This is a genomic window from Microvirga sp. 2MCAF35 (assembly GCF_052115545.1).
Classification (GTDB): domain Bacteria; phylum Pseudomonadota; class Alphaproteobacteria; order Rhizobiales; family Beijerinckiaceae; genus Microvirga.
The window spans coordinates 109988-122825 of record NZ_JBFRGW010000005.1 but is presented as its reverse complement, the minus strand read 5'-3'; the positions used below and the strand labels follow the sequence as shown (position 1 = coordinate 122825).

9 protein-coding genes are annotated in these 12838 nt (G+C 66.0%); 2 read left to right on the top strand and 7 right to left on the bottom strand.

What is annotated here, in order from left to right:
- Position 1: 1 nt before the first annotated feature.
- Both AB4097_RS04205 and AB4097_RS04200 read right to left on the bottom strand, forming a co-directional pair.
- On the bottom strand, positions 2 to 1750 hold the full coding sequence (locus AB4097_RS04205) for a methyl-accepting chemotaxis protein (RefSeq protein ID WP_442037347.1): 1749 nt from the start codon (positions 1748 to 1750) through the stop codon (positions 2 to 4).
- 185 nt (positions 1751 to 1935) lie between these two features.
- Entirely contained in the window at positions 1936 to 3783 is a 1848-nt protein-coding gene (locus tag AB4097_RS04200) for an OmpA family protein (RefSeq protein WP_442037346.1), read from the bottom strand.
- A gap of 197 nt (positions 3784 to 3980) precedes the next feature.
- Here AB4097_RS04200 and recO point away from each other — a divergent pair, with 197 nt between their 5' ends.
- Both recO and parC read left to right on the top strand, forming a co-directional pair.
- Entirely contained in the window at positions 3981 to 4712 is a 732-nt protein-coding gene (gene recO / locus AB4097_RS04195; protein WP_442037375.1) for a DNA repair protein RecO, read from the top strand.
- 67 nt (positions 4713 to 4779) lie between these two features.
- Complete coding sequence (parC, locus tag AB4097_RS04190) at positions 4780 to 7026, top strand: DNA topoisomerase IV subunit A (protein WP_442037345.1); 2247 nt, start codon at positions 4780 to 4782, stop codon at positions 7024 to 7026.
- A gap of 151 nt (positions 7027 to 7177) precedes the next feature.
- Here the strand turns inward: parC and AB4097_RS04185 are convergent, their stop codons facing one another.
- The 5 genes from AB4097_RS04185 to hemB form a co-directional block, all read right to left on the bottom strand.
- Positions 7178 to 7924, bottom strand: a complete 747-nt coding sequence (locus AB4097_RS04185) for an arginyltransferase (RefSeq protein WP_442037344.1) — start codon at positions 7922 to 7924, stop codon at positions 7178 to 7180.
- Positions 7925 to 8283: 359 nt separating this feature from the next.
- Positions 8284 to 8766 carry an RDD family protein gene (locus AB4097_RS04180; RefSeq protein WP_442037343.1) on the bottom strand — a complete coding sequence of 161 codons (483 nt, stop codon included), beginning with the start codon at positions 8764 to 8766 and terminating at the stop codon, positions 8284 to 8286.
- A 10-nt stretch (positions 8767 to 8776) separates the two neighbouring features.
- Positions 8777 to 10018, bottom strand: a complete 1242-nt coding sequence (locus tag AB4097_RS04175) for a threonine ammonia-lyase (protein WP_442037342.1) — start codon at positions 10016 to 10018, stop codon at positions 8777 to 8779.
- 28 nt (positions 10019 to 10046) lie between these two features.
- Positions 10047 to 11429, bottom strand: coding sequence for a branched-chain amino acid ABC transporter permease (locus AB4097_RS04170; RefSeq protein ID WP_442037341.1), 1383 nt, complete (start codon positions 11427 to 11429; stop codon positions 10047 to 10049).
- 109 nt (positions 11430 to 11538) lie between these two features.
- A complete protein-coding gene (gene hemB / locus AB4097_RS04165) occupies positions 11539 to 12582 on the bottom strand; it encodes a porphobilinogen synthase (protein ID WP_442037340.1) in 1044 nt (347 codons plus the stop codon).
- Between the last annotated feature and the right edge of the window lie 256 nt (positions 12583 to 12838).

Sequence of the window (12838 nt, the reverse complement as noted above, 5' to 3'; positions counted from 1 at the left end):
ATCAAGCGCGATAGGCCGTTCTCAACCCGCCCCAGTGGCGTCCGAGAATGCGGATCGGAGCGTCGACCTCCTGCATCATGACGACCTTGCCGCCGCCCATGTCGCGGGCGTAGGCCTGCACCACGAAGGGTCGGGTAGAACGGGCGGCCGTGATGCCGGCGCGGTCGTCGAAGATGCGCCTGTTCCGGGCATTGGCCGCGTTCCATACCGGATCGCCTGCGCGCTGGGGCTGCGAATAGAGCCGGTTGTGGACCGGGATGTAGCCGTTGCGGTCGATCGCGAGGCAGAAGGCCATGGCCGGATCGGACGCGAGAACCTTTTCCAGGAGAGACGGCAGAAGCTGTTCGAAGACCGAAAGATAGGCCGTCCCGTACTGAGCGGGTTCGGTGCCCGGCAGCAATTTGTAATCGGTGTCGAACACGGCCTCGCGGGAAACCGAGCCGTCGGATACCGCCTGTTCGATCAGCATTTTGACCTGACGAGCCGTTTCCTGGGCGAGAAGGATGCGCGGTTTATAGGTTGCTTCGGCCTGGGCGATGAAGCTGCCGATGCGGCCGTGGGTCTCGCTGTCGCAATGATCGAAAGCGCAATGGATGCCCATCGGGCTCGTCGCCACGACACGCAATCCGACGCGGCCGATTGCCTGGGCGTCGATCTCGGCCCTCATGCCGGCCTCGATGCGCAGATCGGCGGCTGGAGCGAGCAGGAGGCCGCCGTGGCTGATATCGATCAGCCGGGTGGGGGCGCCGCGCCCGCCGATCCAAACGGTCGCCGGACGGTCGACGGGGAGGCGATCCGATAGCCGCCGGTCGCCCAGTTCGCTCTGGCGCATGACGGTAACGAACCGCTGCCCCAGAGCCTTGGCGAGCCCGTCCGCCGTCTTCGCGGCCTGATTGGCTTGATGCGCCCTTTGACCGGCATCGAGCGAGATTCTGTCTACGTCGCCCGCGTGCTGGTTTACCTTGCCGACGCTGCCTGACGTCACGCTCGCGAGGCGGGATGCTTCGCCAATGGCCGCATTCTGCTCGGCGACCGCGTTTCGCACCGTGTCGAAGACGGGGCCGACGCCCTGGACGACTTCAACCACTTCGGCGATGGCGCTCGTGGAGGCTTGGGCCGTCTCGCGCAGATAATCGATTCGCAAGCGGATATCGTCGGCGGCTCGAGCGGTCTGGGTGGACAGGACTTTCACCTCCGACGCGACCACCGCGAAGCCCTTTCCGGCTTCGCCGGCTCGCGCAGCCTCGATGGTGGCGTTGAGCGCGAGCAGGTTCGTCTGCCGCGCGACCGTGGAGATCGTATCGACGATGCATACGATTTCAGCCGTGGCGGCGGAGAGCTGCGTGATGAGGCTGCTCGCCCTCTGGGCTGTACGGACTGCGTTGTCGATCCGCTCGCTCGCATGATCCATGGCGCGGCCGATCTCGGCCGATGTGACCGCTAGTTCCTCGGTCGACGAGGCAAGGGCAAGGGTTTCGCCCGAAGCCGTCCTGCACGACGAGGCAAGCTCGCCCCCATGGGCGCGAATCTCCGCCAGATCCTTCCCGACCGCCGCGACATCGGCGGCGGCGACCGCAATGGCCTGCGTGACGCCGTGGATGGCCTTCAGGACGTCGGCCTCCAATGAGTTCAGGATTTCAGTGTCCAGACCGCTCTCGCGCAGGACGATTGGCGTCGGCTCCTCCGGGATGTTCGGAACAGTATTGTCCAAAGCATCCGCGTGTTGAGCACGCCGCAGAATGCCGAACATGCTTGCCCCCCGTATTGTCTTCTTGACCAAGCGTCACCTCGAAAGGTTAACGAAGGAAAAATACTTGAGAGGCGTTCTCCTAAGGTCTTAGGAGTTAGGGCATTTTCGATCTTTAGCCTTGAGTTCCTGTTGGGCCGTGGCTCCAAAGAAAAGCCGGGAGGATCGTCTCCTCCCGGCCCTGATTTTTACTGCTGGTTCTGGCCCTGCAGCAGCGGGGTGATCCGGCGCATGGTCACGCGGCGGTTTTCTCGTTCCGGCCCGGGCGTGTTCACCTTCAGATATTGCTCGCCGTAACCCTGCGTGGTGAGGTTCTCGGCGGGGATCTGGTAGCGCTGCGTCAGGATGGTCGCGACGGTCTCCGCGCGCCGGTCGGACAGGGTCAGGTTGTCCTCGTCCGCACCGACCGCATCCGTGTGACCCTCCACGAGGAAGATCTCGTTCGGATTGCGGGAGATGGCTTGGCGCAACCCGTCCGCGATGCCTCTTAGGGAGTCGATCTGGTCCGGCGGCAACTCCCACGAGCCGAACTCGAAGTTGATCGTATCGACATCGACGCGGCGCATGCGCTCGCGAAGCGGCTGGCTGCGGCGGACCTCGTCGAGGGTGTAGGCCCGCTCGATGCGCTCCACCGGCGGTGCCGTGAAGGCTCGCACGATATCGGCCTCTGAGGCACGCTCCGTCTCCACGATGTACTCCTCGCGCGGGATCCGGACCGTCGGAGGAGGCATGCGGATGACCTCCTCTTCCACGTATCCGTAGCCGGGGCGACGTTCGATGCCGCTGCGCCGGTTCTCGATGAGCACGACCTCGCGGCCCGCCGGTTCGCGGCGGATGCGGCGGATCAAGTTGCCGTCCTGGTCGCGCACTGTCACGATCTCCGAGCCGTCGGGGCGGCGTACGATCGTCACCTCCTCGTCGGCACCGCGTCGCTCGGTGCGTATATCGGCATCGCGGTAGGTCTGGCGGAAGCGCTCGGTTTCATCGTGGCGGATGATGACCTGATTGCCCTCGCGGATGATCGTCCGGTTGCCCGGCTCTTCGATGATGACCCGGTCGCCCTCGCGCCGCTCGCGGCGCTGGTTGCGCAGGTCCTCGATGCGAACCCGCGACGGATCGAGGGGCTCGCCCCGGCTTGGCGCGCCCTTTTGGAATCCGGGCCGTCCGGGCACCTGCTGGAACTGTCCGCCGGGAGCCGGCGGTGTCGGCTGCTGAGCGCGGGGTGCCGGAGCGGGCGCTGCGGGAGCAGGAGCCGGCGCCCTGGTCGGCGCGGCCGGTTGGGCGGTCGGAGGCGCAGGAGGCGCGCTCGGCTGTTCCTGAGTCGGCCGCTGGCCGCGCGTGCGGTCTGGATTCTCGGTGTTGTCGGAGCGGCCCGGGCGCTGGCGTTCCGCCGGCGGCGCGAGGTTGGGTGCCGGTGGCTGAGGAGCGGGGGCCGGAGGTGCTGCCTGTTGCGGGGCCGGGGGAGGGGCAGCCGGACGCGGCTGGCCGGCCGGAGGCTGCTGCCGAGGACGCTCGGCCGGTGCCTGCTGGCGCTGCTCCTGCGGGGCTGGGCGTTGCGGCTGTGGAGGGGCTTCAGCCGGGGGCTGGGGCCTTGCGGCCGGTGGCTGGGGCCTCTCGGCCGGAGCCTGCGCCGGGCGCGGCGGAGCGGCTTCTGCAGGCGGGGCCGGCCTTTCGGCCGGCTGCCCGCCTGGCTGACCCGGCTCGCGGCGGGGACGCTCGGCGCCCGGACCTTGGTCGGGACGCTGTCCGCCGGGGCCCGCGCCACGGGGCGGCCGCTGGCCGCGCTCCTCGGAGGCGCCGGGGCCTCCCTGATCCTGTCCGCCCTGCCGGCGTTCCTGGCCGGGGCGTCCGCCACGCTCTCCATCCGGTCCCTGCCGTCTCTGGCGGGCGCCGGGTGGCAGCTCTTCATCGGTGTCCGGCCCGGCCTGCGCCAGGATGAGGGGCTTTGCGGGTTCCGATGGGAGCGCCGAGACATGGACCGGCAGCAGCATGAGAGGAAGGGCGGTACTCGCAAGAAACAGACGGGAAAGCTTCATGATCCTCAATTCATCAATTGGCAGAGTGAAGTCATCGACAATGACACGCTGCGGGTTTGGTTCCGAAAAAGGCAGGAATCCGTTTCTGAAACAGAATTTTAGAAGTTCGCCGATATCGTTGAAAAACATGGATGAATGCTGCCTGAATGCTTACATCGGGAGTTCAGGAAGCACTCTCGCCGAAGGCAGCCGAGCGGATGCAATGGACTGATGAAGGCGTCGTTCTCGGCGTCCGCAAACACGGGGAGACGAGCATCGTCCTCGAGCTGATGACGCGCGCGCACGGCCGGCATCTCGGCCTCGTCCACGGTGGTCGCTCGAAGAGCCTTCAGGCCGTTCTCCAGCCGGGCAACACCGTGCAGGCCACGTGGCGGGCAAGGCTCGACGATCACCTCGGGACCTACCAGGTCGAGGGATTGAACTTGCGCGCCGCGCAGCTCATGGGCTCCTCCATGGCCCTGTATGGTCTCGCCACCCTGGCACACCTGATGCGTTACTTTCCCGAGCGCGATCCGCATTTCGCCCTTTACGAAACGATGACCGTGTTGCTGGACCACCTGGACGATTCCGACCTCGCGCCGCCGCTTTTTGTGCGCTTCGAACTGGCCATGCTGACCGAGCTCGGCTTCGGCCTGGACCTGTCCTCCTGCGCGGCGACCGGCTCCGAGCGGGATCTCGTCTATGTGTCCCCAAGGAGCGGCCGTGCGGTCAGTGCCGAGGCCGGGGAGCCTTACAAGGACAGGCTCCTGAAGCTGCCGGGCTTCCTAATCGGCCAGTCCAGGTCCAACCGGCCGGGCGAGGAGGAAATCCGGGCCGGATTTGCCCTCACGGATTTCTTCCTGCATCAGAACGTCTTCGAGCCGCATGGGCGCAGGGCGCCGGAGGAACGGGCGCGTTTCGTCGCACTGGCCACGGCTGGGGACGATTGATGTTTGTTTCTGTTATGTTCTCTTTCAAAGTGATAAAGAAGCGATTCGCAATTGAGGATTTCGAGTAATGGGTAAGCCGGTCAATCCGCCGTCAGGGGGCGAGATCGAGAACATCAATCTCAAGGACGCCCTGGAGGAGCGCTACCTCGCCTATGCGCTCTCCACCATCATGCACCGGGCGCTGCCGGACGCGCGCGACGGCCTGAAGCCGGTCCATCGGCGCATCTTGCACGCCATGCGTCTTCTGCGCCTCGACCCAAAGTCGGCGCCCAAGAAATGCGCCCGCATCGTCGGCGACGTGATGGGTCAGTTCCACCCGCACGGGGACCAGTCGATCTACGATGCCCTCGTGCGCATGGCGCAGGATTTCGCCCAGCGCTATCCGCTGGCGGACGGGCAGGGCAATTTCGGCAACATCGACGGCGATAACGCGGCCGCCATGCGCTACACCGAAGCCAAGCTGACGGAAGTGGCGCGCCTGCTGCTGGAAGGAATCGACGAGGACGCGGTCGATTTTCGCGAGACTTACGACCAGACCAACGAGGAGCCGATCGTGCTCCCGGCGGCCTTCCCGAACCTGCTCGCCAACGGCTCGCAGGGCATCGCGGTCGGCATGGCGACGTCGATCCCGCCGCACAACGCCGCTGAACTCTGCGACGCGGCGCTTCACCTGATTGCGAAGCCGAACACGACCTCCGAACAGCTGATGCAGTTCGTGCCGGGACCGGACCTGCCGACCGGCGGCATCATCGTCGACACGCCGACCGCCATGGCCGAGACCTACCGGACGGGCCGCGGCTCGTTCCGGGTCCGCGCCCGCTGGACCAAGGAGGATCTCGGCCGCGGCAACTGGCAGATCGTCGTCACCGAGATTCCCTATTCGGTGCCGAAGTCCCGCCTGATCGAGAAGATCGCCGAGCTGCTGCAGGAGAAGAAGCTGCCGCTGCTCGCCGACGTGCGCGATGAATCGGCCGAGGACATCCGTGTCGTGCTGGAGCCCCGCGCCAAGACGGTCGATCCGATCATCCTGATGGAATCGCTCTTCAAGCTCACCGAGCTGGAGAGCCGCATCCCCATGAACGTGAACGTGCTCGCCGGCGGCAAGGTGCCGAAGGTGCTCGGGCTCGTGGAATGCCTGCGCGAATGGCTCGACCATCGCCGCGAGGTGCTGATCCGCCGCTCGGGCTTCCGCCTGGCGGCCATCGACCGGCGCTTGGAGATCCTGGGCGGCCTGCTCATCGTCTATCTCGACCTCGACCGGGTGATCAAAATCATCCGCGAGGAGGACGAGCCGAAGCAGGAGCTGATGCGCGTCTTCAAGCTCACCGAGGTCCAGGCCAACGCCATCCTCGACACGCGCCTGCGTAGCTTACGCAAGCTCGAGGAGATGGAGCTCAAGCGCGAGCAGAAGAACCTGCAGGACGAGAAGGCGAAGATCGAGGAGCTGCTCGGCTCCGAGAAGGTGCAGTGGAAGACCATCGCGGGCGAGATCAAGGAGGTCCGCAAGACCTTCGGGCCGGACACCCCGCTCGGCCGCCGCCGCACGTCCTTCGCCGAGGCTCCCGACACCTCCGACATCGACTTCGCGGAGGCCATGATCGAGCGTGAGCCGATCACGGTGATCGTGTCCGAGAAGGGCTGGATCCGCGCCATGAAGGGCCATCAGGCCGATCTGTCTGGTGTGCAGTTCAAGGGTGACGATGCGCTGAAGACGGCGTTCTTCGCCGAGACCACGTCCAAGATCGTCGTCGTGGCGGATAACGGCCGCTTCTTCACCCTCGACGCCTCGAAGCTCCCGGGCGGGCGCGGCTTCGGCGATCCGATCCGCCTCATGGTCGATCTGGAGGAAGGCGCCGACTTCATCGCGGCCTTCCCGTACCGGGCCGGCTCGAAGCTGCTCGTCGCCGCGACCGACGGACGCGGCTTCGTGGTTCCGACCGACGAGATCACGGCGAACACCCGCAAGGGCAAGCAGATCCTCAATCTCGATGCGCCGGCCAAGATGGTGGTCTGCGCCGAGGCCGAGGGTGACCACGTGGCGATCATCGGCGAGAACCGCAAGCTCCTTATCTTCCCGATGAAGCAGGTGCCGGAGATGACCCGCGGCAAGGGCGTGCGCCTCCAGCGCTACAAGGACGGCGGCGTCTCGGATGCCAAGGTCTTCACCCTGAAGGAGGGCCTGACCTGGAAGGACACCTCCGGCCGAACCTGGACGGTCGCCAAGGAAGACCTCCGCGACTGGATGGGCGACCGCACCGAAGCCGGCCGCCTGCCGCCGAAGGGATTCCCGAAGTCGAACAAGTTCGGGGAGTAGGTCCGCAACTCTCACGTCATGGCCGTCCCCGGACTTGATCCGGGGATCAGTGCCGGCCATCTCGATTGGAAAGGCGGCGGCGCTTCACTGACACTCATCACCGGCACAAGGCCGGTGATGACGTGTTGAGAGGGAGTTGCCGTAGAGTGGTTCAATCCACCCGCGCCCAGCCATGGGCGAGCAGGCGCTCCTGCGGCTTGAAGCGGGCCTTGTAGCCCATCTTTTTCGAGCCCTCGACCCAGTAGCCGAGATAGAGATAGGGCAGGCCCATCGCCTTGGCCCGGCGGATATGGTCGAGGATCATGAAGGTCCCGAGGCTGCGATCCTGCATCTCCGGCTCGTAGAACGAATAGACCATGGAGAGCCCGTCGCTCATCTCGTCGGTGAGACTCGCGGCGATCAGGTCGCCCGAACCCTTGCCCGTGATGCCGCTGTCGATCCCGCGCCGGCGGTACTCGATCATCTTCGTGTCCACGTGGCTGTCCTCAACCATCATGGAAAAGTCGAGCACCGTCATGTCGGCCATGCCGCCGTCGGCGTGGCGCGTGTCGACATAGCGGCGGAAGAGCGAATACTGCTCCGAGGTGGGGCGGTTGGGCAGCGCGTTGCCGATCAGGTCGGCGTTATCCTTCAGGACGCGTCTCAGATTGCCGGAGGGCTCGAACTCGTTCACGAGCACGCGGACGGACACGCAGGCGCGACATGTATCGCAGGCGGGCCGGTAGGCGATCGTCTGGGAGCGACGGAAGCCGCCCTGGGTGAGGATCTCATTCAGCTCCCGGCCGCGCCGTCCCACGATGTGCGTGAAGACCTTTCGCTCCTCCTTGCCCGGCAGATACGGGCATGCGGACGGGGAGGTGAGATAGAATTGCGGGGCGTCGCGGGGCTGGCTCGTCAATCGTGAAAGCCTTGTGGAGAAACCTTGAGCGCTACGTCAACGCTCAAGGATAACATTGGTGTCCGGGGCGTCCAGGAAAAGTGGGCGGATGTCACAGGGGTTTGTTTTGGAAGGGCTTGCACTTGGCTGTCATCCCCGGCGCACGAAGTGCGGGAAGGGGATCCATCGCGTTGCGCTTGATCGTGGATTCCCTTCCACTCCGCTGCGCTCCGGCCGGGAATGACACTCTTCACGTCATCACCGGCCTTGTGCCGGTGATCCCGATCCGAAAAGCGCGGCGCTTCACCTCATTGGGATGGCCGGGACAAGCCCGGCCATGACGTCGAGGATCGTGACGCGTTCCGATTAAAGTCGCTGGCTTAAGCCCTCACCACCATCATGCCGGTGAGCAGGTCGCGGATGAAGCGGCGGTCGTCGCGGACGAAGCCGACGAGCACGTCGCAGGCCCAGAGCAGGAAAGTCGAGATCGCCACGTAGAAGAACAGCGCGTGCACGGCTGCCGATAGCGGCCCGGGGCCCCGCCCCGTGTTCGGATCGATCACGCGCAGGCCCATGTAGCGCATGCCCACCGTCGCCTGCGAAGCACCGCCGATGGTGACGGCGTTGTAGACGATGAAGATCAGGGCCGTGAGCGGAAGGGCGAAGAACAGGCCCCAGCCGAGTCCGAGCGTGATGATGCCGAGGAAGAAGATCCCGATGGAGATCAGCACGACCCAGAGGGCGATCACCACCAAGTCGATCAGATAGGCCCAGAATCGCCGGGAGATGACGCCCTCCGTCAACCGGGTGTCCGGCACGTAGGACGGGTAGTTCAGGGTCGGCGGGTAGGGTTGATTGACCATCGGTCACTCCTCAGAAGGCGGTCTCGGGCAGGCTGCGGGATTCGATTCGCTGCGGTGCGAGTCCCTCCGCTGCCAGGGCCTCGAACACCTCTAATGTATGTGCTCGATCCCGCGTTTCGATAGTGATGTCGATGGAAACACCCTTGGCGGGCACGTCCAGGAACAGGCGGCCGTGGGAAACCTCGAGGATATTGGCTCCGAGATTGCCAAGCAGGCTTGCCACGCGGCCGAGCAGGCCCGGCCTGTCGTTGGAGGTGATGCGAAACGACGTGATCCGGTCGTCCCGCTCCAGCTCGCGTACCATCACGGAGGCGAGGATGCGCGCGTCGATGTTGCCGCCGCAGAGCACGAGGCCGACGCGCTTGCCCTGGAACCGCTCCGGCTGCGCCAGCATGGCCGCAAGACCGGCCGCGCCCGCACCTTCCGCCATGGTCCTCTGCAAGGTGGCATAGGCATTCACCGCGCGCTCGATCAGGGGCTCCTCGACCGGGATGATGACGGGCACAAGATCGCGGACGATGGGCAGGGTGAGTTGCCCCACGGTCTTGACCGCGATGCCTTCTGCCAGCGTCGCGCCCCCGATGGGACGGTCCTCGCCCAGGATGGCGTTGCGGAAGGACGGGTAGAGGGCCGCTTCCACGCCGACGATCTCAATGGACGGCTTCAGGGCCTTTGCCGCGATGGCAATGCCGGAGATCAAGCCGCCGCCTCCGATGGGCACGACGATCTGGTCGAGATCGGGAGCGTCGGCCAGCATTTCGAGCGCGATAGTGCCCTGGCCGGCCATGATCTTGGGATCGTCGTAAGGATGGACCAGGACGAGGCTCTCCTGTTCGGCGATTGCGCGGGCCCGGGCGGCCGATTCGTAGAGCGTCTCGCCGTCCAGGATCACCCTTGCGCCGTAGGAGCGGGTATTCTCCGCCTTCACCAGGGGTGTGCCTTCCGGCATCACGATGGTGGCTGGGATGCCGAGGCGCCGCGCGTGATAGGCGACGGCCTGGGCGTGGTTGCCGGCCGACATGGCGATGACGCCGCGTTTGCGCTCGGCCTCCGTGAGGCTTTCCAGCTTGGTGGTGGCACCGCGCTCCTTGAAGGAGCCTGTCGGTTGCATGTTCTCGTGCTTGACGAAGACGGTCGCGCCGGTGAGCTGCGACAGGCGAGGGGCGGGCACGAGCGGCGTCCGCAGGACCTGCCCGCGGATCGTCTCCGCCGCGCGCTTCACGTCCTCGATGGTAATGGCGTAATCGGCCACGTCGTCCTCCAGAATTCTACTATACGCCTTAAACGGCTCTTGGTGTCGGGTCCCTGAATCCCAGTAGGCCGCCGGGCCGGAAAATCAGAAACACGACAAGGGCCACGTAAAGCGCCATGTCGCGCATTTCGATGGGGAGATACGCCGACCAGAGCGTCTCGAACAGCCCCACGGCGAAACCTCCTAACATTGCACCGGGGATCGAGCCAATGCCCCCGATGACGGCGGCGATCAGCGCCTTGAGGCCGTACTGGAACCCTCCGGCGAACCCCAGGCCGCCGTATTGCGCCACGATCAGCATGCCCGAGAGCCCGGCCATGGCGCCGGCCAGGGCGAGTGTCTGAACCAGGAGACGCATCCCGTCGACGCCCATGAGCGCTGCGGCGTGCGCATCGTCCGCATAGGCCCGCCAGGCCCGTCCGAATCCCGTCGCCTGGACGAGCCACAGGAGGCCGAGGGCCGCCACGAGACCCGTTCCGGCGGTGACGACGGTGATCGGCGTCAGGCTGACGAGAAAGTCCGCCGCGCGGGCGAGCGGCCAGGCCTCGGACCAGATCGGCGGCAGCCAGACCGTCACGGGGCTCTGCACGAGGCGCAGGTATTCCATCAGGAAGAGGCCCATGCCGACGGTCGCGATCAGGCTCGGTTGCGAACTCGGGCCGGCGATGCGTCCAATGGTGAAGTAGCCGCCGGCAGCGCTGTGGATCGCCCCCGCGAAAAGCGCCGCCGCCAGTCCGGCCGCGAGACCGAGAACGGGCGCGCTCGTGCCGGAGGCAAGAAGGATCGACGCCCCAGCGATGGTCGCCGCCGAACCGACGGCCGCGAGTTCCCCGAAGGCCAGGTTGATCCGGCCGGTCAGGCCGAAGACCAGCGCGTAGGCGACGGACAGAAGCGCGTAGATCGCCGTTCTCGGCAGGCTCACCAGGATCTGCTGGAGCCAGTAGGCGACACTTTCCGGGATCTCGATCGCGTTGGCGGAGGGGCGGCTTCCCGGATCCCCCGCCATCCCTTCGGGCGTTGCGAGGTAGTAGCGCTTGAGCAGGTAGAGATTCGCGCCGGAAAGCGGACCTTCCTCGGTCGCGAGGCCCTCCAGTTCTGCCTTGTTGGGAGAGAGCCCCTCGGCCATGAACTGGCAGATCGCGAAGCGCTGGAGGATCGGCCGGTCCAGGTACTCCGCCAGATAATCGACCCGCAGGCTCCTCGGAACAGGACCTTTCTGGATGTGCTCGACCGTGATCCTGGCGCCGGGGTTGAGCGCGGGAAGGGCGGAGCGGCAGACCCGCGCCTGATCCGCGTCGATGGTGAGCCCGCAGGCGGCGAGGAGGCAAAGGCCGAGCAGGAGCGCGGCGGAGCGAGCGAGCTTCAGGAAGCCGCCCATGAAGACCATGGACAGGGTGTCCCCCACCGTCATGGCCGGGCTCGTCCCGGCCATCCCGATACAGAGAGGCGCGGCGCTTTTCGAATCGGGATTACCGGCCCAAGGCCGGTAATGACGTGGGAAAAGGCACTGCCAGTAATCGTCAGCCCCGGTTCTTCAGCTTCTGCGCGACCTGCGGGGCGAAATAGGTGAGGATGCCGTCCGCGCCGGCACGCTTGAAGGCCAGGAGGCTTTCCATCATCGCCCGTTCCCCGTCGATCCAGCCGCTCCCGGCCGCGGCCTGGATCATGGCATACTCGCCGGAGACTTGGTAGGCGAAGGTCGGAACCGCGAAGGTCTCCTTCACCCGGCGAACGATGTCGAGATAGGGCATGCCGGGCTTGACCATGATCATGTCGGCGCCTTCCTCGAGATCGAGGGCGACCTCCCGCATGGCCTCGTCGGAATTGGCCGGATCCATCTGGTAGGTACGCTTGTCGCCCACTAGCGTGGCGCTGGTGCCGATGGCGTCCCGGAACGGGCCGTAGAAGGCGGAGGCGTATTTGGCCGCGTAGGCCATGATCTGCACGTCCAGGAACCCGGCTGCGTCGAGGCCTTCGCGGATGGCGGCCACGCGCCCGTCCATCATGTCCGACGGGGCGATGATGTCGGCGCCGGCCTCCGCCTGGAGCACAGCCTGACGCACCAGCAGGGCGACCGTCTCGTCGTTGAGAATGCGCTCGCCGTCCATCACCCCGTCATGGCCGTGGCTGGTATAGGGATCGAGGGCCACGTCGCAGATAATGCCGATGTTCGGCACGGCCTTCTTGATCTCGCGCGCGGCGCGGCAGACCAGGTTGCGGCTGTTGAGGGACTCGGATCCGACCGGGTCGCGCAAGGCGGGATCGGTATAGGGAAAGAGCGCGATGGCCGGGATGTCGAGCGACGCCGCCCGCTCGGCCTCGCGCACCGCCTCCGTGATGGTCAGGCGATCGACGCCCGGCATGGAGGCAACCGGCGTCCGGCCGTTCGCGCCCTCGACGACGAAGATCGGCCAGATCAGGTCGTTTGCCGTCAGCACGTTCTCCTGCACCAGCCGCCGCGACCACTCGGCCTTGCGGTTGCGTCGCAGGCGGTGGGACAGGTTCAGGGAGGAGGCGGCTGCTTCATCCGGGGAGCGGCGGGGGAGCGGCGACAGTTTCGACATGGTCCTCACACGGCGCCGGCTTCGATGCGCCGGCGAAGGACCAGAGGGTTAGCACATTTAAATTGCTCTAAAAAAGGGTTCGAGGTCGCAGTTCGGCCCCATCCGTGTGAAATTGCCCTCAACCCAGCCATGCAGAGAGGGCGGGGGCACCGTTGTCATTCCCGGCCGGAGCGGCAGCGGAGGGGAAGGGAATCCACTCACATGCTCGGCACAATGGATCCCCTTCCCGGCCTGCGGCCGCCGGGGATGACAAGTC

What these genes read in the sequence shown, in the direction of transcription:
- AB4097_RS04205 (WP_442037347.1), bottom strand. Translation starts at nt 1,750, where the DNA reads ATGTTCGGCATTCTGCGGCGTGCTCAACACGCGGATGCTTTGGACAAT.
- recO (WP_442037375.1), top strand. Translation starts at nt 3,981, where the DNA reads ATGCAATGGACTGATGAAGGCGTCGTTCTCGGCGTCCGCAAACACGGG.
- AB4097_RS04200 (WP_442037346.1), bottom strand. Translation starts at nt 3,783, where the DNA reads ATGAAGCTTTCCCGTCTGTTTCTTGCGAGTACCGCCCTTCCTCTCATG.
- parC (WP_442037345.1), top strand. Translation starts at nt 4,780, where the DNA reads ATGGGTAAGCCGGTCAATCCGCCGTCAGGGGGCGAGATCGAGAACATC.
- hemB (WP_442037340.1), bottom strand. Translation starts at nt 12,582, where the DNA reads ATGTCGAAACTGTCGCCGCTCCCCCGCCGCTCCCCGGATGAAGCAGCC.
- AB4097_RS04170 (WP_442037341.1), bottom strand. Translation starts at nt 11,429, where the DNA reads ATGACGGTGGGGGACACCCTGTCCATGGTCTTCATGGGCGGCTTCCTG.
- AB4097_RS04180 (WP_442037343.1), bottom strand. Translation starts at nt 8,766, where the DNA reads ATGGTCAATCAACCCTACCCGCCGACCCTGAACTACCCGTCCTACGTG.